This window comes from Vibrio sp. LaRot3, assembly GCF_027587025.1.
Classification (GTDB): domain Bacteria; phylum Pseudomonadota; class Gammaproteobacteria; order Enterobacterales; family Vibrionaceae; genus Vibrio.
The window spans coordinates 107,912-132,603 of the sequence record NZ_JAPPTI010000002.1 but is presented as its reverse complement, the minus strand read 5'-3'; the positions used below and the strand labels follow the sequence as shown (position 1 = coordinate 132,603).

The 24,692-nt window shown below is 43.4% G+C and carries 16 protein-coding genes and 1 pseudogene; 10 read left to right on the top strand and 7 right to left on the bottom strand.

The genetic code is table 11. The features are described 5' to 3' along the window. Positions 1-6 precede the first annotated feature (6 nt). A complete protein-coding gene (locus OH461_RS07325; protein WP_270019980.1) occupies positions 7-909 on the top strand; it encodes a siderophore ABC transporter substrate-binding protein in 903 nt (300 codons plus the stop codon). A gap of 148 nt (positions 910-1,057) precedes the next feature. After that, positions 1,058-2,236, top strand: coding sequence for a sugar efflux transporter (locus OH461_RS07320; RefSeq protein WP_270019979.1), 1,179 nt, complete (start codon positions 1,058-1,060; stop codon positions 2,234-2,236). A 263-nt stretch (positions 2,237-2,499) separates the two neighbouring features. Here the strand turns inward: OH461_RS07320 and OH461_RS07315 are convergent, their stop codons facing one another. Further along, positions 2,500-3,150 carry a DUF2057 family protein gene (locus OH461_RS07315; protein ID WP_270019978.1) on the bottom strand — a complete coding sequence of 217 codons (651 nt, stop codon included), beginning with the start codon at positions 3,148-3,150 and terminating at the stop codon, positions 2,500-2,502. Positions 3,151-3,212: 62 nt separating this feature from the next. Beyond that, positions 3,213-4,157 (bottom strand): porin, encoded by a 945-nt coding sequence (locus OH461_RS07310; protein ID WP_270019977.1) that lies wholly within the window; start codon positions 4,155-4,157, stop codon positions 3,213-3,215. An 804-nt stretch (positions 4,158-4,961) separates the two neighbouring features. Here OH461_RS07310 and OH461_RS07305 point away from each other — a divergent pair. Together OH461_RS07305 and OH461_RS07300 are read left to right on the top strand one after the other, a co-directional pair. Continuing rightward, on the top strand, positions 4,962-7,319 hold the full coding sequence (locus OH461_RS07305) for a fatty acid cis/trans isomerase (RefSeq protein WP_270019976.1): 2,358 nt from the start codon (positions 4,962-4,964) through the stop codon (positions 7,317-7,319). Positions 7,320-7,355: 36 nt separating this feature from the next. Further along, a complete protein-coding gene (locus OH461_RS07300; protein ID WP_270019975.1) occupies positions 7,356-7,541 on the top strand; it encodes a hypothetical protein in 186 nt (61 codons plus the stop codon). Positions 7,542-7,586: 45 nt separating this feature from the next. Here the strand turns inward: OH461_RS07300 and OH461_RS07295 are convergent, their stop codons facing one another. Genes OH461_RS07295 through OH461_RS07285 form a run of 3 tightly spaced genes read right to left on the bottom strand, consistent with a single transcriptional unit; the run spans position 7,587 to position 12,464 of the window. Further along, positions 7,587-8,849 carry a sigma-54-dependent transcriptional regulator gene (locus tag OH461_RS07295; RefSeq protein ID WP_270019974.1) on the bottom strand — a complete coding sequence of 421 codons (1,263 nt, stop codon included), beginning with the start codon at positions 8,847-8,849 and terminating at the stop codon, positions 7,587-7,589. Then, positions 8,842-11,208, bottom strand: a complete 2,367-nt coding sequence (locus OH461_RS07290) for an ATP-binding protein (RefSeq protein WP_270019973.1) — start codon at positions 11,206-11,208, stop codon at positions 8,842-8,844. The genes OH461_RS07295 and OH461_RS07290 overlap by 8 nt, the downstream gene beginning before the upstream one ends. Continuing rightward, positions 11,205-12,464: an ABC transporter substrate-binding protein gene (locus OH461_RS07285; RefSeq protein WP_443088448.1), complete on the bottom strand. Its 1,260-nt coding sequence runs from the start codon at positions 12,462-12,464 to the stop codon at positions 11,205-11,207. The genes OH461_RS07290 and OH461_RS07285 overlap by 4 nt, the downstream gene beginning before the upstream one ends. A gap of 323 nt (positions 12,465-12,787) precedes the next feature. Here OH461_RS07285 and OH461_RS07280 point away from each other — a divergent pair, with 323 nt between their 5' ends. From OH461_RS07280 to OH461_RS07270, 3 genes and pseudogenes are all read left to right on the top strand, one after another. Next, positions 12,788-14,164 (top strand): MFS transporter, encoded by a 1,377-nt coding sequence (locus OH461_RS07280; protein WP_270019971.1) that lies wholly within the window; start codon positions 12,788-12,790, stop codon positions 14,162-14,164. A 57-nt stretch (positions 14,165-14,221) separates the two neighbouring features. Beyond that, positions 14,222-15,667: pseudogene (pyk, locus tag OH461_RS07275) on the top strand (pyruvate kinase); the annotation flags it as partial. Positions 15,668-16,091: 424 nt separating this feature from the next. After that, positions 16,092-17,840, top strand: coding sequence for a formate--tetrahydrofolate ligase (locus OH461_RS07270; protein ID WP_270019969.1), 1,749 nt, complete (start codon positions 16,092-16,094; stop codon positions 17,838-17,840). Between the two features lie 87 nt (positions 17,841-17,927). On the opposite strand, the gene OH461_RS07265 is transcribed toward OH461_RS07270, so the two are convergent. Further along, positions 17,928-18,335 carry a GFA family protein gene (locus OH461_RS07265; protein WP_270019968.1) on the bottom strand — a complete coding sequence of 136 codons (408 nt, stop codon included), beginning with the start codon at positions 18,333-18,335 and terminating at the stop codon, positions 17,928-17,930. Between the two features lie 109 nt (positions 18,336-18,444). Here OH461_RS07265 and msrB point away from each other — a divergent pair, with 109 nt between their 5' ends. The 3 genes from msrB to OH461_RS07250 all read left to right on the top strand — a co-directional run bounded on the left by msrB (position 18,445) and on the right by OH461_RS07250 (position 22,564). Then, positions 18,445-19,581, top strand: coding sequence for a peptide-methionine (R)-S-oxide reductase MsrB (gene msrB, locus OH461_RS07260; protein WP_270019966.1), 1,137 nt, complete (start codon positions 18,445-18,447; stop codon positions 19,579-19,581). A 480-nt stretch (positions 19,582-20,061) separates the two neighbouring features. Further along, positions 20,062-21,462 (top strand): H(+)/Cl(-) exchange transporter ClcA, encoded by a 1,401-nt coding sequence (gene clcA, locus OH461_RS07255; protein ID WP_270019965.1) that lies wholly within the window; start codon positions 20,062-20,064, stop codon positions 21,460-21,462. Between the two features lie 145 nt (positions 21,463-21,607). Further along, the gene (locus OH461_RS07250) at positions 21,608-22,564 is read left to right on the top strand and encodes a TDT family transporter (RefSeq protein ID WP_270019964.1); all 957 of its coding nucleotides are present in this window, start codon (positions 21,608-21,610) and stop codon (positions 22,562-22,564) included. Here the strand turns inward: OH461_RS07250 and OH461_RS07245 are convergent. After that, positions 22,561-24,621 (bottom strand): ATP-binding response regulator, encoded by a 2,061-nt coding sequence (locus tag OH461_RS07245; protein WP_270019963.1) that lies wholly within the window; start codon positions 24,619-24,621, stop codon positions 22,561-22,563. The genes OH461_RS07250 and OH461_RS07245 overlap by 4 nt on opposite strands. Positions 24,622-24,692: the final 71 nt, after the last annotated feature.

Sequence of the window (24,692 nt, the reverse complement as noted above, 5' to 3'; positions counted from 1 at the left end):
ATTACGATGAAAACAATAAAAGGGATTTTTATTGCCGCTTTAGTTGGATTCTCTGCGACGTTGACTGCAAAGCAAATCACAGTGGAGCACCCTCTTGGCAAAACTCAGTTAGACACCAAACCACAGCGCGTTATTGTACTTGGTATGGATACGCTAGACGTCCTCAACAAACTGGATATCGAACCGGTTGGCGTGGTCAAAGCGCCTATGCCTGACTATTTAAATAAATACCAAGCGGAGACTTACGCAGCGGTAGGCTCACTCCATGAGCCAAACTTTGAAGCAATTTTTACATTAAAACCTGATTTGATTATCGCGAGCAATCGCAGTTCAGAGTCACTTGACGAACTGAGTAAAATTGCTCCGACCGTTGTGTTTATGGCAGATGCCAAAGACTACTGGCCATCAACTCAAGCGGCATGGAGAATGATTGGCAAAATCTTTGAACGTGAAGCGGATATAGAGAAGATCATCAGCCAAACCCAAGCCGATATTGAACTCGTCAATGCAAGAGCCAAAAGCCGAGATGCGCATGCACTGATGGTCATGACCAACGGGGGTAATGTCGCCACATTTGGCGCAGGTTCTCGTTATAGCGCTATCTTTGATATCTTCGGTTTTAAAGAGTCAGTCGCTAACGATAAAAACCTTAGCCATGGTGATCTAGTTAGCTTTGAATACATTGCTCAAGCCAACCCTGATTACTTATTGGTGATGGATCGCGATAAAGCCATCGGTAGAGAATCAGGTGAAGCGAGCAAAACGTTCTATAACGCCCTAATTAAACAAACCAACGCAGCGAAGAACAATCGAATCGTTCACCTAAATCCACAAGCTTGGTATATCTCTGCCAGTGGTATTACTGCCACTCAGATCATGATCGAAGATATGAAATCGGCTCTGAAATAGCACTTTAAAGCCGCAGTGAATCACATTGCGGCTTTCTTACCAAAATGTGCGACCGACTTATCAATCAATCATCTACTGCTAACATTTCATCTTAAATCAAAATCATATCTAATCAGTTATCTAAACCTCACTATTCCGGTAATTTAGCTTGCTCGATTTAACCTCTACTCGTATTCAAAACGGGGTTCTCTTTGCCACAAACAGCATTACAGCCCTCGCTTTTGCATTTGTATTGCCTGTAATGAGCCTTTTCTTAGTCGTTAGACTAAATGCAGAACCAGCCTATTTAGGCATCTACACCACGGTTAGTTCACTGATGACCATTATCGTCAGCCAAAAATTGACAGGGCTTGTTGATCGCGGTGTCTCTAGCAAGAAATTGTTCATGCTTTCTCTATTCGCCATTGCTATCGCGGCAATTTGTTTTTCACTAGCGACTCAATTCTGGCATGCAATCCTGATTGCTTGTGTGGTTATGCCATTTGCCTCTTCATCGATTCCTTTAATTCTTACCATTATTCGAAACTACGCTGATAGCAGTGGTCAAGACAGTACCAAGCTCAATTCTCAAATGCGCTCTTCAGTATCACTTCTTTGGATCGTTGGGCCACCTCTTGCGTTTTTGTCTGTAGAACACTTAGGATTTACTACCAACTATTATTTAGCTGCCATTTTAGCGTTGTTGGTATTTTGCTTCGTCGGGCTCCTATTTAAAGCGCCTCAGCCCATAGCAAAACTTAAACAAGACAATACCGATTGCGCTCTGCCCACAAAAATCTGGTTGCTGGCAGGAATCGTACTACTGGCTAATATCGGGAATAGCACTTACATCAACGCAATGCCTTTGCTGATCACTCAAGAGCTCGGTATGCCAACGTCATACCCAGGTTATTTACTCGGTTTAACCGCCGCAGTAGAAATCCCAATTATGCTACTTTCGGTCAATTGGGCGAGGCGTTGGGGAAAAGAACCCGTACTTAAATTCGGCTTCGCGTCTGCGGCCGTTTTTTACCTTGCAATGTATAACTGTAATAGCATGCCTGTTTTCTTGCTCCTACAGCTATTTAATGGTATTTACTTTGGTATTTTTGTTGGGCTTGGCGTCACCATCATGCAGGATTACGCGCCAAATCATATCGGTAAAGCGTCAGCTATCTATACCAATGCCATGCTAGTCGGCACGATGATAGGCACAAGTACAATGGGGGTTATTTCTCAGTATCTCGGTTATCGCTCGACGCTACTTTTAAGCCTAGCAGCGATCACCTACGCTCTAATCGCATTGACCATATTCATCAGGCAGTATCGATATAATGCCTCACAATAAAAATAAGATACCATTCATGAATAAACGAAAATCACGTTTACCAATTTGACTTACATCTAATCTAGAATAACTTGATTAAACGCTTATTACTCATATCTGTTATTTGATACTGCGATGCGATAAAATGAACGAAGAAACTGGATTACCTAAAATGTATTTGAATTATATAAACGTAGGTCTAACAGTAACAAAAACGCGATAACTCTTTCTAGCGAGTGATTTAAATGCAACTCTGACGTGTCAAATATGATTTCATAATTATTCTACAAATCAACAAGTTGCTGTTTTACCCATTCCAAATGCGCTTCACGCTCATTAATGTTTGCACGATTGAACCAAATTTTAAGTTGAAGAGAAGCTTCGGATTCTTGATCTGATAACATTTCATTCATCGGTTTTTCCAAAGATTGAACAGAGGAAAGTTCTTGCTTCAAGTTTCTAATTTTACCAGTATCATAGAACACACCATGTTCTGTATTATATTGTTTAACAAGAGACACTATATCTGAATAAGGAAAATACCCACTAGCTGGTGGTAGTACTACGGACTCATATTCAAGAGCTAAACCGTCTACCTTAATATTAAATATTGGTTCACCGTTTTTTACCCATTCATTTACCTTGTTGAGCTGTGTCGAGCGCAACACGATCTCTAAATTCTGTGGCGTTTTACTAGCAGAAATCACCACTATGTAAGGTGGAGAAGTTACCTGCTCTTTAATTCCACCACTGCGAAGCCCACGATCTAATTGGAGAACTAGTTGGTTGTCACCATTAACCAGATCAACTTTCGACTCGAAAACAACCCCCTCCCCATTCACTGCCAATAGAGTAACTCCTTTATCAAGCAACAAATCCGTAGCAAAGGCTCCAAAAGAAAAGAAAGAAAGCACAACAATGATCATTTTACTCATAGAAACTTCCAGATAAAAAGCCAGCACAAAGCTGGCTTAAATATGTTATTCAGATACGTAAATTAGAATGCGTAAAAGACGCCAACAACTGCGATATCACCTGTTTGCTCTTCAGCATCATCGGTAAAGCCCGTATACTCAGCATAAACTGTAACGTCACCTAGAACTGTATAGTCAATACCTACACTTGAAGCAAATGCATCATTCGCACTGTTGTCATCAGACGCGCCAGCGAATGTCGTGTATACACGAAAGTCATGAACTGAATATGATGCAGCTAAACCGTAAAAATCACCCTTTTCGTAATCAGCCCCTTCAAAAAGAGCGCCAACTTTTTGGTAACCACCTTCAAACGCACCGTAAAGTGCGGCCAAGTAGAAACCTCCGTTTTCGTATGATGCGCCAATTGCTGCTGAACCGACATTATCACCGCCTTCAGAGAAAGCAGCAGCAAGTGTCACTTTTTCAAAACTATAAGAAACACCTACGTTGATTTCGTCATCTGCGTCTTTCGTCGTTTGCAAATCTGTAGAAAAGTAAAAATCTCCTACTGATTTTTCATAACGAAGGCCACGCCCTTTCGATTCAATATTTGAATCATAAGCCCAAGCACCGTTGTTTGATATATCAGTCATGTATCCAACAACACTTAAAGAGTCAGCGGTTTCACCACCTTTAATTGTACCGAAATCACCTGTGATACCTGCGTAAACGTCGTCAAACACCGCATCACTCTTTGAAGTTTCTACTTCAAAACTCGCAAAACCGGTAACCGTATCAGAGAACTTATGTTCAATTCCAAATTCAAAATAAGCCCACGTATCAACATAAACGTCTTCATCTTTTGTGACGATGTTATCTTTTGTTTTTTCATCGACTAGATACAAGTTTACGTCGATTTCACCTTTTAGATTAACTGACTTTACATCATCCTTGTATAAGTCAAACTTTGCTTGTGCCGATGTTGCAACGGTAGCAACAGTCAAAGCTAATAATGTTTTTTTCATAATTATCTACAACCTTGTATAAACGGGGTCCGTCAATGGTCCCCTAATCCACTTAAATAGAAATTTCCTTGTTTTTGATATACTTATCGATACAAAAACTTATTTCGTGGCGTAGATTGCAGAATTATATTTTTTTTGTCAATTTCATTAGTTTTGCTAATGACAAATCAACTTAAACCTTATAAATCAAATACATAGATAAAAAATAAAAGAAAAAAACACCTAAATGCGCAATTTTACAGCTGTTACCAAATGTTAACAAAAATCATCAATGCAGCACATTTTACTTAATGCTGATTATTTATTTGCAATTTAATTCACCAAACTCTGTAAAGATTCATTTTTGCAAAATTATATACCAGACAAACAAAACGCCATATTTATCAAAAACAAGATACCGAATGCGAGACACGTCACATTTTTAGGCCGATATTTGGTTTTATTTAGAAAAATATAACGAATGATCACAGACAAATTTAATGAGATGCAGATCGTAAAGCAGTTAATCCTGCTTAATAAATGAGCATTTACCACAATTAAACTCACCCAACGACCTGTACAAGAAATAAACACGCATAATTATCCATAACGACCTTAACGTACGCGTAACATTACTTGGACTTAGAACCATAAATACACAGCATTCTGCTCAAAGCACAGTCAATTATGTTATTTATCAGCTTTTGATACTGACCAGATAGGTCTTTGGGAAAATTTGAATTACTGGTAAGTGAAAGATCTTTCCAGCTCGTTGGCCGAGATACGATATACTTGCTACTGAGCAATTGGAAAATAAAAATAGTAATGAAATTATCTAAGTTAATCGCACTACTCAGCGTCGTCATTTTTGCAGGCTGCGCAACTTACGCTGGACTTAATTATGACAGCATGTTTGGTCAAGCCGAGGTACAACACAGAAAAACCGAAATTAACTCCGCCGAAAGCATTAAGTTTTTGGAGGAAGTAAAGCCTATCATCGATAACCGATGTGTCGTTTGTCACGCCTGCTACGACGCACCATGTCAATTAAAAATGAGCTCCGTTGAAGGCATTGATCGCGGCGCAAGTAAAGAGTTGGTTTATCAAGGTACTCGCCTAACAGCTGCAACGCCAACAAGACTCTTTGAAGATGCCCAAACCACAGAGCAATGGCGTAATTTTGGTTTTCATCCGGTACTGAATGAACGAAACCAAACCCCAACTGCCAACGTCGAAGCAGGCCTAGTTGCTCGACTACTGATGCAAAAAGAGCAGCACCCCTTGCCGCAAGTCGACCAACTCGAAGGGTTCGATTTTTCAGTGGACCGTGAGCAAGTATGCCCAACGATCGAAGAGTTAGACCAATACCAAGCAGACTATCCAACATGGGGAATGCCTTATGGCATGCCCAACTTAAGTGATAATGAATACAGCATACTCATGGATTGGCTAACGGCAGGAGCTCAGATGAATGCACCGATTCCACTGACGCTTGAGCAGCAGGCTCAAGTGAACCAGTTCGAAGCCTTCTTAAACGGCGATAGCTTAAAGCACCAACTCTCTGCTCGTTACATCTACGAACACCTATTTTTGTCACACTTATATTTTGATGACATTAACCAGAGTAAACCACGATTTTTCACCTTAGTACGCTCTACTACCCCACCTGGAGAAGCCGTAAAGCGTATAACGACACGCCGCCCTTATGATGATCCGAACACGCAACGCGTCTATTACCGTATCATCCCAGAACAAGGCACTATTGTGGACAAAACCCACATGCCTTTTGCTCTTAATCAAGCGCGACTAAATCAATGGCAGCAGCTGTTCATTGATCAAGAATACCAAGTAACGCAATTACCCAGCTATGAACCTGAAATCGCGGCCAATCCAATGACAGTGTTTATTGATTTGCCAGTAAAATCACGTTTCAAGTTCATGTTAGAAAACTCTCAAAACAGCATCATGGCGTTTATAAAAGGGCCGGTTTGCCGTGGACAGCTCGCGCTCAACGTTATCAATGACCGTTTTTGGGTCTTCTTCCTTGATCCTGACAAATCAGACATACCAGAAGTCAACGAGTTCTATCGACAACAAGCAGACAATCTAAAGCTACCGGGCGAGTTAGAGAGCAATACTTTACCTGTCACCAACTGGGTCACCTACTCGCGCCAGCAAGCAAAATACTTAGAAGCGAAATCTGAATTTATTAACCATTGGTTTAAAGATGGGAAGCACTTAGATACCAATGTTATTTGGGATGGTAACGGCCAAAACGAAAATGCTGCACTTACCGTTTTCCGTCATTTTGATAGTGCTTCTGTGGTACAAGGCTTGGTTGGTCAACCGCCAAAAACTGCATGGGTGATGGATTACGCGCTACTTGAACGTATTCACTACTTACTTGTGGCGGGGTTCGATGTCTACGGTAACTTCGGCCACCAGCTTATCACACGTATGTTCATGGATTTCCTGCGCCTTGAGGGCGAAAGTAACTTCGTTGCCTTGCTTCCTCGCGATATCAGGCATGTCGAACAATCTAGCTGGTACCAAGATCAAAGTACTCAGTTAAGTGACTTTTTACAGCGTAATGTTAAGCCATTCGACCAACCGACTCAGGTACCCTACTTAACAGATGATCCGAAAGCGGAACTGTTCGAACGGTTACAAACCAAATTGGCTCCAGTATTAGATGAGCGCTACCAAATTTCTAACACTTCCCTTAAGCCTAGCAATGAACAGCGATTGCAAAAAATCGACCTTATTCAGGGTGAAGGTTTGAAAACCGTGCCGCAAATAGTAATGCTACTGATTGAGAGTGAGAGCGGCCAAGATGAGCTGTTTACCCTATTACACAACAATGCTCATACAAATATATCAAGTCTATTTGATGAAGAGAGCAACCGCGACTATCAACACGATAACCTGACCCTCGTTCGCGGAGTGATCGGAAGCTATCCGGCTGCGTATTTATCACTCAAGGAAAATCAAATTCCGCAGTTAGTTAAAATGCTCAATCAATTGGAGACCGAGGCAGATTACGTTAAGTTATTGGACACATTTGCAATTCGACGCAGCCATCCCGATTTTTGGGCATTCAGCGATAAAGTACATGCATGGTACGAGCAGAATCAGCCGATCGAATTTGGGTTACTCGACTACAATAGATTTGAGAATAGGTAAAACTGCATACCCAAATAACTTCGCAGGGAGGTGTGTATGAATAGTCATGACAGAATGAAAGCGCTTGAGCAACAGATCTATGTCGCCTGCTCGGAAGGAGATTATGACACCGTGAACATGCTTGAGCACCAGTTAGAAATGCTGCGCACTAAAGCAGAGCATCCTTTTGATGATGATCCTTACGCGCCAGAGGGAAAGATATTCCCTGATGACGAGTGGTGAGTCCACTTTCAATAACGCTATCAAAAAGCCCCTGTAGGGGCTTTTTCATTTTGCTTTGTACGCATCTTTCTCAATGGCGTGCTTTTTCATTCTCAAGTACAGCTTCTTCCTTGGAATTTGCAAATAGTTCGCAGCTTCAGACACTTTCCCCGAATGCAGATACAACGCATCTTCAATCAGCTGTCGTTCGTAGTCTTCAACCAATTCATCCAATGGCGAATTCATTGACTCTTGAGTATACAAACGCTCTTTGCCCGTCAGTTTAACAATACCTATTGCATACAGCTCTGCGACATTTCGCAGTTCGCGAATATTACCTTGCCAATCATGGGCTCGCAGAATAGAGAGATAATGTGCATCTACCTTTGGTAAAGGCTTCGCAAGCTTGCGGCAACTCTGCTTCAGAAAATAATGAAACAGTGCGGCAATATCATCGGGTCGTTGTCTTAATGGCGGGACTTTAATTGAGCCCTGATTAATCAAGTAAAATAGCTCCGGAACCAGTTGCTGCTGCGCAACCAGGCCCTCAGGTTCACCGTCAAACAACGAAATCACCGAGATATGTCGCTCACTCGCCCGCTCTACAACGAGTAGTTGTTGTACTAATTGTCTCTGCTGTTGATCGGTTAAGCACTCCAAACCACTGATAATGACGCTGCCACTGAACGACGTTTCAAGCCGCTCAATGAATTCATCAAAATTGTCACCGAGTTCAAAACGGCACTCAGCATATAATTGTGTTGGTGTTTTCATATCGACAATCAACTGCGCAATACTGTGTCGACCGCTCCCTACCTCACCATAAACCACAACGTGTGAGTCTAACAATGCGAATTGAGCAACATGCTGTCGAATCAATTCTATTTGGGCAGAGTTTCCTACCAACGTCTTGTCGATCTTTTGATGAAGATTCTGCTTCTGCTCAATGTAAGCTTGGCGGTGATCTAGATGCTGTTTTACCAACTCAAGCAACTCGGCTGGATTAATGGGTTTTTCGACAAACTCACACGCCCCCATTTTCACTGCGTCCACCGCCATTGGAATATCCCCGTGACCAGTAATAACGATAACCGGAATTTGAGGGTCAAAACGTTTTATTTGCTCTAGCAACTCAATACCGTGCATTTGAGGCATATACATATCCAGCAAAATAACTCCAGCCCAATCCACATCAATGTACTTCATCGCATCGGTTGGATCATCGATGCATTTTGCCGTCAAACCTGATATCGACATTAAATGGGCGTAAGAATCTAAAACGTCTCTATCATCATCAATGACGAGTACTGAAAAATTGGTCTTATTCACAAGGCAACTCCATAACAACCATTGCGCCTTTATTTAAGTTAGAGGCCAGATAAATTTGTCCTCCATTTGCTTCAATTAAGGAGTGGCATATATTCAAACCCAAGCCCAAACCAACCTCTTTTGTGGTCGTAAATGGGGAAAACAACTTGTCAATGATCGAAGCGTCAAAACCATTACCGGTATCTTCAATTGCAAGCCTGTGGAAGCCTGAATTTTCCCCAAGGTAAATGACCGCTACATTTTTCGAAACATTGCCACTTTCAACCACCGCATCACAACCATTAACCATCAAGTTAATCAGCACTTGCTCTAAGCTCACATCGTTAGTCACCACCATCGCACTGTCAGGAATAGAGCTTTCTATTTGAACTTGCTGCCGCTTACATTTTGTAGAGACTAAAATCGTCGCTTGCTCAACGATTTCAGCCAATGAGTGCGCTTGTTGGCTCTGTTGGTCATCATTTTTACGTGCAAAATGACGCAGATTCTTAATGATTTTGCTCATCCTCGCGACTAAACCATCAATATGGTTGATTGAGCTCTTCGCGTTACCATAATCCCCTTTATCAGCAAACATATTGGCGCTATATACATAAGTCGACATTGCGTTTAGCGGTTGATTAAGTTCATGAGCAAGACTTGTCATTGTCTGCCCTACGACGGCCATCTTAGCGGCTTGAATTAAATCATTTTGGGTGTTTTTTAAATGCACTTCAGCGCGCTCACGCTCCGCGATTTCATTGGTGAGTTGATGATTTTTCTCCAACAAATCTTGTGTTTTATCCGCAACGATTTTCTCAAGCTCCAATGCGGTTAGCGTTTGCTGAGTGACATCTGTTATCGTCACAATCACTTTTTGCAAGTTCGCATGGCTGAACAAACGAAAGTCAAAGTGCAGATACCGTGACCCCGTTTCAGAGTCAAACGCCAATGTCACAGCATCTTTATCAAGTATGTTTAGACGACCATGATTGGCAAACACATGTTTGAGCTTTGTTTGATTGTCTGGTTTAAAACTCGCCCATAGTGCTTGCTGTTGAGATAAAGTCTTTAACCCTAATAACTGGCGAGCATTTAGGTTCGCCGATTCAATATGGCCTTGACTGTCACACGTCACCAAACTCGCGGTGGTATTGTTGATCAAGCTAACCGCATTAGTGCGCTGAATTTCACGAACTTTATCGCCATATTCAATGAGCTTTTCACTTAATCGACCGATTTCATCTTTACCATCCGCTTTAATAGGGTGGCTTAAGTCATCATTAATGATCGCGTCGATACTGGCGCTCAAATTAGTCAAACGAGCCACAATTCGACGGTTAATAAAGTAGTAGGTCAAAAATAAGCTGGTCAAGATAGAGAGGCTAAAACAGACAATAAGCACATGATTGCCATAAGAAACCATCTGCGTAGTTTCGCTCTTTACATCCCTAAATGCCTTATCTGCATTAACTATCAAACGCGCGATTTGCTGATGCACCGCCTCTAAGCGGCGATCAATATCATCATTGGTGTTCTGCATTTGTTGACTGAGCTTAACCTTCTCAAGCAATTGCCTATGAAAGTCCCCTTGCAATGCCAACAAGGTGTTTAGCTCACTCACCAACTGCTGATACGCTATCGCCGCGGGGTGATCGTAAATTGGTTTACTTAAGCCATTAAGTTCATCCAATCGATAGGCAACAACCTTTAAGCCATTATTGACCAGTTCCTTTTGTGATGACTGGATAATCTCCGCCACCATGTCATAAATTTTACTTTCCAGATCCAGCACTCGCTGAATCGTATTCAGCATCGCGAGCATTTCATGGGTGGTTTCGTTCTCTTCGCCACGTTCAATCTGCCAGTGATACTCCTGACGTAATGGCTTAAGTTCAGTATCAATATCTTGATGCAACCAACTCAGTTGTTCTTCGTAGCGATCTATGGTTCGCTGCTGATCGATTCGCTGTGATACTTGCGCCGCAATCACATCTAAAGAGCGTCTTAAATCACTGTAGAACTGCTCTAACACTCGCAGTTCGTCAGCGGGGTTATGATGAGAGCGTCGACTTTCCGATAAGGTTTGGTCTATCTTATCAAGCTCGGACTTAAGAGCTTGCAGATGGTGGTCTAGTTCAACCTTGTTATTCGAACTCACCAACAAATCCACTCTTCGACGTATCTCACTGCTGCGGCTTTCAAGCACGTAACTCAGGTTATATTTGGGGACACTTGATTCAAGCAAGTTACTCACTTGGCCATCGAGTTGATTCCACGTGGTCCCCGCGACGACACACACTATGGTTAGCATAAAGGTGCTGCAACCGAATGCGGCAATTAACTTTGCACCGATGGTATGGCGTTGCTTGAGCCTCATAGATGAGCCTCTGCTTTAATATTTCTTATTTCTTCTTCTATCAAAATTTGCGTCTGCATTAACTGAGTTTTTAATTTATGGCTGAACTCGGCCATCAATACTTGTGTTTGATTAGTTCCTTCACCATCTTGACTTTTAATCCCAGCAATACTCTTACCCAACATCTCTACGTCATGTTCACTTAACGGCAAGCTAAACAGTATCAACTCCAAGTCATTCAAGCGTTTCTGCGTTTTCGCGTCTTTTAGCTTTTTCTCGAGAGTCAGTAATGAAAGCCATGTATCTTTCAAGACAGGGAGTCTTTGCGTGATGGCAATATCAAAAATTTGATTAACAATACTTTCTCGGATCATCACTTGTTTAAGATCTAGCGCTGGATTCTGTTCTGATAACAGGCGACTGTCAGCAATGGCATGTTTCGCCATACTGCTCGTCACTAAACGCGACTGAACATCATCAGATTGCAACATTTGGATGAACTTCTGAGCATACTGGTCTGGCTGTTTTCCTTGGATCTCGGCCATATACGTAGGCATCAGGGTCAAATCTCGGTCATAAGTAAAGCTAAGATGGTCAAAACCTTGTTTAAGCAATAGCGCATAACTATCAATCGTTGGTCCGAGACCAAACTGACCTTTCGCCACATAATCACTAACACCAAAACTTCTGGCCGAAATCGTCCCTAAGTTTGCCCCAGTATTAAGAATGATTTGCCACCCCTTTTCCCACCCATACTGAGTTAGCATACTTTCTATCATCATCTGAGTAGTGCCTGAACGGCTTGGGGTACTCATCGTAATATGGCCGAAGTATATTGGGTCAGTAAGTTCAATAAAGGTTTTTGGCGCAGGAAGACTGTTGGCGCTTAGATAATCTTGGTTCCATACAATGCCAGCTCCGGAATACCCAAGCACGGCAACTTTGTCATTTGGTGGTAATACAAAAGGTTTTAGCCAATCAGGCGTTTGGGTGGCAGCATTGAGTACATTCAGCCGACCATGATCGGACAATTCTTGCATCAGAAATGGTGATGAAGTCAGAACTAAATCAATGTCTTGAATATAGCTGCGGCTAAGCAATTGAATGGAAGATTGAGTACGACGATGGATTAGCCGCACTTCTACTTGCGGGTATTGTTTAGCGAACTCCTCAATTAATGCGCCCAGCGGTTCACGAGAAAATGTTGTTAATATAACCAGTTCATTGTCTTTTGCTTGAACAAGCGCAGGAAAAAGCGCCATGGTTATCACTAGCATCATACTCGCTAACTGTTTAACTACCCTGTTTTCCACTTCACAAAAACCTTTGATAATGTGCGCCAATTCAAAACTCTTTTATAAAGCAAGAATTTAGTGAGTACCCTAATTGAGTCACTCCTGACGCATCCTTTAGATGACTGATCGCAATTTTATCAGCAACTCTAACTTCGAGAATGACAAAATACCCACTTTTGACTCACTCAACCGATTAATTTGAGTCAGTTTTGTCTCAAAACGGCCATTTTGAGCATGCAAAAGAAAATACTGAAGATGCCTCCGTGAAAACACATTTCAATCTTTGATAGAACACGGAGAGCTTTATGTTCAACTTCTTCAAAACCCGTCCTGATGCGCCATTATCAGACGGTTCAAAACAAGAGATGCAATCTCGCTTTAAACGCTACCAATGGCAAGTATTCTTAGGCTTAGTATTTGGTTACGCAGTATTCTACGTAGTACGAATGAGCTTAGGTGTGGTTAAAAAGCCAATGCTTGATGCCGGTATCGTAACCATCGAAGAACTGGGTCTAATGGGTTCGGCTTTCTTCTTCACTTACGCTATTGGTAAGTTCTCGAACGGGTTCCTTTCTGACTATGCCAACATCGGCCGATTTATGTCGTTCTCTCTAGTACTTTCTGGTGTTACCGCGATTGCAATGGGCCTTAACACTGCTGGCCTGTTCTTCGTACTTTTATGGGGCTTAAACGGTTGGTTCCAATCTGTTGGTTCAGCGCCATCTTGTGTGTCGCTGTTCCAATGGTTCTCACCTAAGCAACGTGGTAGCCGTTACTCTATCTGGGGTGGTTCGCGTAACATTGGTGAAGGTATCACATGGATCCTAACAGCAACTCTAGTGAGCTACCTTGGCTGGCGTGCAGGCTTTATCGGTGCAGGTATTGCAGCAATCGCAGCTGCGCTATGTATGTTCTTCGCACTAAAAGATCGCCCTCAAACTTATGGTCTACCAGATGCTGCTACAGCATTTGACGAAGAGCCAGAAATGAAGAAGAGCAACGACCCTAAAGAAACACGTCGTGCACAACTATTCATTCTAAAACAACCAGCAGTATGGCTAATCGCAGCGGCGTGTGCGGCAATGTACGTATCTCGTTACGCAATGTCTTCTTGGGCGGTTCTGTACCTACAAGAAGCAAAAGGCTACTCGCTGATTGATGCTGGTTTCGCTATGTCTACTTACCCAATCGCAGGTCTAGCAGGCGCTATCTTATCCGGTATTATTTCAGACAAACTATTCAAATCTAACCGCCACATTCCTACTCTCATGTACGGTATTGCTAACGTTGCAGGTATGTGTCTGATGTTCTTTGGCCCAGATAACCGCATGGTTGATGCTGTTGCTCTTGGTCTTATCGGCTTCGCTATCGGTGGTCTTGTGGTATTCCTTGCAGGTCTAACCGCTTGTGACCTAATGCCTAAAAATGCTGTAGGAGCAGTAAAAGGCTTCATCGGTCTGTTCTCTTACATCGCAGCCTCTGCGCAGGAAGTCGTATCAGCGTCTCTTATTACGATTACCGAGGTAGATGGCGTAAAAACGTACGACTTCAGTCAAGCACAGTACTTCTGGCTGGCCGCAGCAGTTGTGTCTCTATTCCTAGCGTTGACAGTATGGAACGCGAAGAAAGTAGTTGATATTCAACCAGAAGAAAAAGAGCTGGAAGTAAAACCTAGCCACTAATCCATAACTCGCTGCTCACCCAGCGGCTCAGTAGGAGCGTCTTAATGGCGCTCTTACATGAGCAACTCTCTTTTCAATATAACGCATCCCATTTTAATCACCCTTTTTGTCGTTATAGGTGCAAATATGTGTAAAACAAAAATCGTAGCAACGCTTGGCCCTGCATGTTCATCCCGAGAAATGCTAACTAAACTAATCAAAGCTGGTGTAAACGTTGTTCGTTTAAACTTCTCTCATGGTACAGCTGACGAACACATTGAACGTGCGGCTCATATCCGTTCAATCGCGTCTGAACTTAATACCACAGTAGCGATACTGGCTGATCTACAAGGCCCTAAAATTCGCATTTCTTGCTTCAAACATGGCCCGATTCAGCTGACTAAAGACGATGAATTCTATTTAGATGGTCTGCTAGGCAGCAAAGCAGGTAACCTGCAACGTGTTGGCTTAGACTACCCTGAATTGATTGCTGATCTGAACATCGACGATGTACTGCTACTTGATGATGGCCGAGTTCAATTGAAAGTACTTGAGGTCAACGAAGCGGAGCAATGGGTTCGCACGGTTGCGCTTAACAATGGCAAACTGTCTGACCGCAAAGGTATCAACCTTCTTGGTGGCGGACTATCAGCACCAGCTCTCACCGCAAAAGATAAAATAGACATCATCACCGCAGCACAAATTAAAGCGGATTTCATTGCGGTTTCATTCCCACGTAACGGAGAAGATCTCGATTACGCTCGCCACCTAGCAGAAAAAGCGGGTAGTGACGCTCATATCGTGGCAAAAGTTGAACGCGCTGAAGTGGTCGCTAATGAGCAAGCAATGGATGAGGTGATTCAAGCATCAGATGTCATCATGGTTGCCCGTGGCGATTTAGGTGTAGAGATTGGTGATGCACGACTAGCCTTCACACAGAAGAAACTGATTGAGCGTGCCAAACATCACGGCAAACCCGTCATCACCGCCACGCAAATGATGGAGTCTATGATTGATAACCCATTACCTACACGTGCTGAAGTGATGGATGTCGCTAATGCGATTATCGATGGCACAGACGCCGTCATGCTTTCTGCTGAATCGGCAGCTGGTGCATTTCCTGTAGAGTCTGTAGAAGCAATGGTGCGCATCGCAAAAGGTGCGGAAGCCGAAATTGAGTGCCAGCAAAACTGTTGGGAAGAGTTAAGCCACCTATGTTCAGAGCCAGGCAAAAGCTTTGCTTTATCATCGATGATTTCTGCTTCTCGCGTTCATAAAGATTTAGGTGTCGCCATTTTGACCCAGCATGGTGAAACACCGCGATTGATGTCTCGCTGCCAAAGTAAAGCCGCTATATGGGCGCTAAGTGATGACTCTCGCTTATTAGCTAAGATGGCCATTTTACGTGGTGTGACTCCTATTTTCTTTAGCCATGAAGCTCATCAAAGCATAGAGCTACCCACTTTAATTGCAGAACATTTGAAAACCCGAACTTCTGCTTTACCGATTAGCTCTTTGCTGATCACTCAACTTGAATCGGTAGAAGGCAGTGGAGATGTGAATGTCTGCCGGTTACTTAAATTGAGTGATCCAGCAAAGACATCTAAGCCGGAAATGGCGGCTTAGTCATGATGTACTTGTAGGTTGTTATCGGAACATGATTTAGGTGAACAACAATTAACCATCTAAAAAACTTACGGTTATTCTCCCAATAAAAAGTTCCCCCAACTTTTTCTGCTCCACAGGGATTTGGCCTGCCGAAAGGCAGGTCCTTTTTAGAATATTCGCCCCACCCACCCGTTCTAAAGATATTTATCTTTTTAACCATCAATTGCTAATATACAATGCACGTTGTGCTACAAACTAATTCTTTACAAAGCATATTTTAACGATATTATGCTTGCGCAAACGTTTTCCTAGCCATTTTGGTCGCATAAAAGAGGGTATTATGCTGTCGGATATTGACATTTGCCGCGCTACGCAACTAACACCAATAACTCAAGTTGCTCACGCTGCCGGCCTACAACACGATGAATTCCATAGCCAAGGCAAGTACAAAGCAAAAGTTTCACTTAACAGCCTTAAGCGCCTTGAACACAATGTTACTGGTAAATTGGTTATTGTTACTGCCATTACGCCGACACCGCTTGGCGAAGGAAAAACGGTCACTACCATTGGCCTATCCCAAGGTCTTGCCAAACTAAATCGCTCGGTCATGGCATGTATTCGCCAACCTTCCATGGGCCCAGTATTTGGGGTTAAAGGTGGCGCAGCCGGTGGTGGTTATTCACAAGTCGCACCTATGGAAGAGCTCAACCTACACTTAACGGGTGACATTCACGCGGTGACTGCGGCTCACAACCTAGCGGCAGCAGCCATCGATGCTCGTATTTACCATGAGCAGCGTAATGGCTATGAAGACTTCGAAAAACGCAGCGGGCTAACCGCTCTTAGAATTGATGCTAAGAATGTGGTTTGGAAACGTGTCATGGACCACAACGACCGCGCGCTTCGCATGGTTACTGTTGGCAAGAACGACATTGGCAAAACAATTAATGGCTACGAGCGCGAAGATGGCTTCGATATTTCAGCAGCATCTGAGCTTATGGCAATTTTAGCACTCGCCTCTGACTTAAGTGATTTACGCAAGCGCATTGGACGCATCGTGGTCGCTTACAATTTAGATGGAGAGCCCGTCACAACTGAAGATCTGCAAGTCGCAGGGGCAATGGCCGTTAGCATGAAAGAAGCTATAGAGCCAACATTGATGCAAACCCTTGAAGGTGTTCCAACCCTGATACATGCAGGCCCATTCGCTAATATTGCTCATGGTAATTCCTCAATCATTGCAGACAGCATTGCGACTAAGTTGGCTGACTTTACTGTAACAGAAGGCGGCTTCGGCTCAGATATGGGTTTTGAGAAAGCCTGTAATATCAAAGCGCAAGCTTCTGGTAAAGCACCAGACTGTGCGGTGATTGTCGCCACATTACGCGGCCTAAAGGCCAACTCCGGCTTGTATGATTTAAAACCGGGTCAACCTATCCCTGATTCACTGTTTGAGAATGATGAGCAAGCACTGATCGCCGGTTTTGAGAACCTAAAATGGCATATTAACAACGTCAATAAATATGGTGTGCCTGCGGTTGTGGCCATTAACCGTTTCCCACAAGACAGCCAACAAGAGCTTGAACAACTAAAAGCCATGGTGGAATCACTGCCAAACAACGTTGAAGTAGCCATTAGTGAAGGTTTCGGTAAAGGCGGCGAAGGCACAATTGAACTGGCTAAAAAAGTCGTCAAACAGTGTCAGCACGAAACACAGTTCACCCCGCTCTACCGCTTAAACCAAACCACTGAAGAAAAGTTAATGGCGGTTGCTGAAGTAGGCTACGGCGCATCCAACGTTACCTTAAGCTACCAAGCACGTAAGCAGCTCGATCGCTTTATTGAAAACGGTTATGACAACCTTGCAGTCTGTCTCGCTAAAACGCCGCTTTCGATTTCAACCGACGGCAGCGTTAAAGGCGCACCAACCAAGTTCAATGTCCCAATCCGAGAGCTTAAACTCTGTGCTGGCGCGGGATTTATTTACGCGTTATGTGGCAACGTAATGACTATGCCGGGGTTACCTGAAAAGCCTGCATTCATGAATTTAGACTTAGATGATGAAGGCAACATCATCGGATTAAGTTAGCGATCCGTTAGAGAAAAATAAACCAACAAAGCGAGCCATGTGCTCGCTTTTTAATTCGCATCAACGAGTATGAGCTTAGTACTTAGCCTAACTAGGAAACCCTTCAAATGTAGTGGCTTCTAGCCCATGTTTATGCCAATCCGCCTGCTCACTAATAAATATCCTCGCATCCACAGCCTTTGTTGGCTCTTGGTTGAGGCTACCAGCTGGTACGATTAAAAACTTCCCGCTCTTATTTACATAAGGCAAACCAGACCCACATATCCGACAAAATGCTTTGACGAAGGCTCTATCAGGATGAACATAGCGCCCCATTTGGTCTTCACCCTTAAGCCATTTAATGTTGTTTGTCTGTGTAAAGAGGTTAGCGGCATGCGCACCTCCCGTTAGCTTTCGGCACTGTTCACAATGGCAAAAAAAGAAGTGTTTGAAATCGTCATTCACTTCAAACTGAACTTCACCACAACAGCATCCGCCTGATAATTTCCTAGTCATCCCTGCCCTCCTTCGTCTACTCAACGTATATATTTTGTATTGGTATGCAATTTTTTAGCTCAATCATCTTTCCTTATCTTTAACACAAACACAACTCAGAGAGGTTGGAATGAAAGTAAAGCTCAAATGGTTCGCTCCTATCGTTGCTGTTACCGCGATTGCTGCATCTTTTGTTGGTCAGGCCGATAGTGATATGAAAACCGCGATCAACGCAGACAACACGGCAATTGCTACTTTAGCTGGAGGTTGCTTTTGGTGTACCGAATCGGATCTTGAAAAGCTCCCCGGCGTCATCGATGTGGTTTCAGGTTATTCCGGTGGTGAACAAGTTAACCCGACCTACAAACAAGTTTCCTCGGGTAAGTCCGGTCATATCGAAGTGATTCAAGTAACTTATGACACCGATGCATTAACGTATGAGCAAGTGCTTGATCAGTTTTTCCGTCATATTGACCCAACCGACAGCAAGGGGTCATTTGTAGATAGAGGTCCTCAATATCGACCTGCCATCTTCTATCATGATCCGCAGCAAAAACAGATTGCGTCTAATTTCATGTCTGAAATTGACCAATTAGGGATTTTCAAAAAACCGTTGATGACCGAACTAATTAAGTTCGAAAAGTTCTGGCCTGCAGAAGGTTATCATCAGGATTACTACAAGCGCAGTAAAGTTCGTTACAACTACTACCGTTATGCTTCAGGGCGTGACCAATATTTAGACGACATTTTCGGCGATGATCGTGATGAAAACCCAAAAACCTTGCGTCAATTGATAGATGAAAGTCAGTCACAAGGTAACAATAAAGCCTATTCTAAGCCTTCTGACGATGAAATTAAGTCAAAGCTAACCGAGCTGCAATATTACGTAACACAAGAAGATGGGACTGAGCGCCCATTCAAAAACAAATATTGGGATAATAAACAAGCAGGTATCTACGTTGACATTGTTTCCGGTGAACCTTTATTTTCTTCAACAGACAAGTACCGCTCTGGCACTGGGTGGCCAAGCTTTACTCAACCAATCAATGATGCCTATGTGGTCACGCAAACTGACTATAAGTTGATTTACCCGCGTACCGAAGTACGCAGTCGTTTTGCTGATTCACATTTAGGTCATGTGTTTAAAGATGGCCCAGAACCTACAGGGTTACGTTACTGCATGAACTCAGCAGCTATGCGCTTTGTCGCAAAAGAAGATATGGTCAAAGAGGGGTATGAAGATTACCTTTACTTGTTTGAGGGATAAACTCTATACCAAGGGATTAATCGACAAAAGGCGCACTACTTGAGCGCGCCTTAATCCCTCGTTACTCAATCGTGAGTCTGCGAATCGAAATGTCTATTGATGCATTTCGATGTGAAACGAGGCTTTGGAAATGATTACTTGATTCCATCCAAATTGTAGGTAAGACAGATATTCCTCCATGCGAGTCGGTTCAGATTGTCTTACAACTTAACTATGGCTCAAAACCATAAAAGTGCAAGTTTTGGATAAAAAGTCCTAGAGGCTGTGTTCAAAACTTCGACTTCGCACTAACGGCTCTATATTTACCCATCCAAAAACCTCTATTTAACCTCAGTTCAGGATAAGAAAGTCGAAAAATCCCGAGTTGAAGTTGTTCACTCAAATATGAAAATCAATATTCCATTCTTATCGCTATAGTTAAATGAGCAGGGGCGTATAATTTCAGCCTTCCCCGCGACTAACTAAGAGGCCCCTATCCCCATGACTAAACGAGAGAAAATTAAGCAATCTTTCCTAGCAAAAATGCCCAAGGATGCGATTAACCAATTTCTCTCAAAAGACAAAACGCCACTATCGGTGTTATTTATGTCGCTTATTGTTGGGGTATTAGCTGGGCTCGTCGGCACCTATTTCGAACATGCGGTGCACCTCGTATCCGAAACTCGTACCGAATGGCTTAAAAGTGAAATAGGCAGTGTATTGCCATTATGGCTCGCGGCCTTCTTGATCAGTGCCCTATTGGCTTTTATCGGCTATTACCTTGTTCATCGCTTCGCACCAGAAGCAGCAGGATCGGGTATTCCGGAAATTGAAGGCGCAATGGATGGTATTCGTCCCGTTCGTTGGTGGCGCGTTTTACCCGTTAAGTTTTTTGGTGGTATGGGGGCACTTGGCTCAGGTATGGTGCTTGGCCGCGAAGGTCCAACGGTTCAAATGGGGGGCGCGATTGGTCGAATGGTTACGGATATTTTCCGTGTCAAAAGCGAAGATACCCGCCACTCACTGTTAGCATCTGGCGCGGCGGGCGGCCTTGCGGCGGCTTTCAATGCTCCCCTCGCAGGCATTATGTTTGTTGTCGAAGAGATGCGCCCTCAATTTCGTTATTCTTTGATTTCAATTCGCGCAGTGATCATCTCTGCTATCTCGGCCAACATAGTGTTTCGCTACATCAACGGCCAAGATGCGGTCATCACTATGCCGCAATATCAGCCGCCGGAATTGAACACCTTATGGTTGTTCTTATTACTTGGCGCGTTATTTGGCATTTTCGGTGTCGTGTTCAACCGTCTAGTGACCTTGTCGCAAGATATGTTTGTCAAACTGCACAAGAACGATCGAAAACGTTACCTGTTAACCGGCTCGATGATTGGTGGTTGCTTCGGCTTAATGTTGCTCTACATTCCAGAACTGACTGGTGGCGGCATTTGGCTCATCCCAAATATCACCAATGGTGATTATGGTGCTGCGTTCTTGTTATTACTCTTTGTAGGCCGCATTTTTACCACGCTACTCTGCTTTGGCTCTGGTGCACCTGGCGGTATTTTTGCCCCGATGCTGGCGCTGGGCACTTTATTTGGCTATGCCTTTGGCTTAATCGCGCAGCAATTTTTCCCTGATCTACCCATTACTCCGGGTATGTTTGCTATTGCTGGTATGGGCGCTTTGTTTGCCGGTACGGTGCGTGCTCCTATCACTGGTATTTTATTAGTGATAGAGATGACTAATAATTACTATTTGATCTTGCCTTTGATCATCACCAGCTTAGGTGCGGTAATATTTGCTCAAATGCTCGGCGGGCAACCTATCTATAGCCAACTTCTTCATAGAACCTTAAAAAACGACAAGTTAAGACAGCAAGATTTGCCACCAGACGCAAATTGATAATTGCAACGCAACCGATGAACTTGCTATTATTTGCGCCCAAATTCATGAACTTATAGTAGAAGTTGCATTGTTGTGGCAACTTCTACTATAAGTTCATGCACATCTATCGACTCACGCTGTTTAAGGCAAAAGGAGCGCCTGCTTGAATTGGAGAAGATTGACGCAATTTCAAAATGTGCCACCATCACAAGCGGCCCTCGCATTGGGTATTATCGGCTTGGGACACGCATGGGCGCTCTACATACCTGAAATTGGCGTACTTATTCGTCCATACCTCGCTGGGCTTGGCGCAATGTTACTTGCCCCTGTCCTTATAAAATATCTCACCAATTTAGATATTTTTATCTCTGATTTGCGCCATCCTTTAAGCGGTAGCCTTATGGCGCCGATGAGCATGGCTTTACTCATCTTATGTGACTACCTTGCGGTGATTTCGCCGATCATTGCCTACCCAATCTGGTTTGCAGCGCTGTTTCTTCACATCACCATGATGGTATTGTTTTTCACCTTCCAGCTCTCAAAGTTTAAGATGTCGAATATTGTCCCGAGCTGGTTCTTATACCCAGTGGGGCTCATCAGTAGTTCTTTGGCAGGCACGCAATTTGGGCATACTCTGTTCTCTGAAACTTTGGTGAATGTTTGCATCACCATTTATTTCTTTATGCTGCCTTTGGTGTTGTACCGCTTGGTATTTGAAGGGATGTTGCCTCGCCGCGCCAGACCGACACTCGCGATCATGGCTGCACCAATCAACCTCACCCTCGCGACTTACTTGGTCAACTTCAAACAACCAGACCCAATTTTAACCGGCGCATTAGCTGGCATCGCGATCACGATGACGTTGATGATCTACCTGTGCTATTTCCGCTTAATGCGACTGAAATTTCAGCCATCGATTGCAGCGGTGACCTTCCCATCGGTAATCAGTGCGGTCGCAATGCACCGTCTTACTACCTTTTTTGAGCAATACCATCCGCGCTGGCATTGGTTACATGATTTCGGCCTGTTTGAACTTTCCATCGCTACAATATTGGTACTGTGGGTATCGGCTGGATACGTGAAAATGTATTGGCCTCAACGCTTAAGACGCAAAGCTTAAAGCCATTGGCGAATTTTCTGTAAGATGGTTTCAGTATCGGCTGGTTTAACTAAGTAATCATTGAAGCCCGCCTCGGTCAGTGACGCCACCATTTCGCTACTTGAATCTCCGGTATAGCCAATAATCGGCAGCTGACGAAGCTCCGTATGCATGGTCCGAATCGCTGTCGTGGCTTCCAAACCGTTTAAAGTCGGCATTTCAATATCCATCAATACCAAGTCAAAACGTGATTGAGGTAAGTACTCAAGGGCTTCTTGTCCATTTTTTGCCTGAACCACTTCAAAACCCTGCTGCTGCAATAAAATCGCGGTATAAGCCCGAAAAGAATGATTGTCATCAGCAAGCAATACCCGCTTACCTTGAAAAGTGTTTTCATCATTTGCACGTCGCTCATCAGATACAAGCTGACGACTCATCATCGGTGACTCGAAGAACAACTCATCGGTAACTCGATTGCAATATTTCATCAAGCGTTGCTTTTCCAACGGATAGAAAGCCATCGGTCTTTCTTGACCATGGTAATAACACCACTCTTTATCAAACAGATAAACAATTCTTGCTTCGGTAAAACCCAGTTTCGCTTCTAACTGTTCAAGATGACGCCTGTTTGCCAGTTCACAGTTAATATCAACAAAGATGAGATCGTACTCAAACTCATACTCCCCACGAGCCAACGCCTCTTCTACCTCAAGATGGATAAACTTATACCCTTTGTAGAATGCGGTATCATCCAGCACTCGCGAAATCGCCATCGAACCTCCGACATAAAGTGCCGACTTCGATTTGAGCAAATCCGATTTAATCCCAGCAACTGCATCGGAACTATATAACGGGAAGCTTAAGGTGAATTCCGTGAATTGATTCAGCTCGGATCGGCAGCTGATCTTGCCCCCCATCGCTTGCATCACCTTATAGCAAAATGGCAAGCCAAGTCCGTAACCGCCAGTTTTACCGTAGGTATAAAAGTCTTCAAAAATCTGATTACGCACATCACTGCTCATGCCGATGCCATTATCTCGAAAAATCAGTTCGTTATAGTGCCCGCAATGTTTGAGCTCAACTTCGACTTTAAATTGATCACGCTTACCATAGTAGAAAGCGTTCTTAAGCAAGTTATATAACGCGTACTTAAGCAGCGTATCACTACCGAAGAATGAGAAGTCTTGCTTAAGGTCCATTTGCACACTTTGGCGATGCTGCGGGCTTTGATAAGAGAAGCTATTGAGTGATTTTTGCACCAACTCTCGCATCGAATGTTTGCGGTAGCTAGCATTGGTAATACGGTTTTCATCTATCGATGTCAGCAGTAAATCGATGGTTTCAGTGCCACTACGAATCGCTTCGTTAGCATCGGCTATCACCTCTTTCGCAAGCTTGGCCGATTCGTTCGACAACTCGATTTGTTGTTGATTGCCCTTCGGGTTTGGCAAGAGTGAATCCAGCACATCAATAGTGGCTTTTAACGCACTGAGTGGATTGCGCATTTCATGAGCAATACCTGCCCCAAACGACTTTGCGATAGACACGCGGCTTTCGCTTTCGCTTTGATTACGACGATAAAACACAGTGCCAAACATGTAGTTAAACACGAAGATTGGCACATATTGCCACAGCACCGATTGTTCAAGCGCTTCAATGTGTGGGCCATAAACCAATAGCATTGCAGCAAGCACAGCGATCACAGCCTGCGCGATCACTATAGACGTTCGACAGACCAATAGAATATGGATCAGAGTCGAGGCCATAAACGACATGACCCACACTGTTGACCAATCATTCTTAAACATCATGTAAGAGAAAAAGAATGGCAAACAGACCGAGATACTAATAGAGAAATAAATAGGTAAGTAACGTCGAACAAAATTAGGAACATGGTGACGTAACGCGATCACTAAAAACAGTAAGGAACAAAATATACGCAACCCTAATGATTCATAGGACTGAGGGAACATGTAAGTCCAGACATAATAATACACAGGAAAGCCGAAAAAGCCCATCCAGCCGATTAACGTCAAATTAGGTTCCGCATTTTGATAGACCTTGCGTACCACATCCATAACCATACTCGCGTTCAATAATTAAAGCCCTATAAAAATAGGGCTTGTTATATTTACATTTTACTTAATAA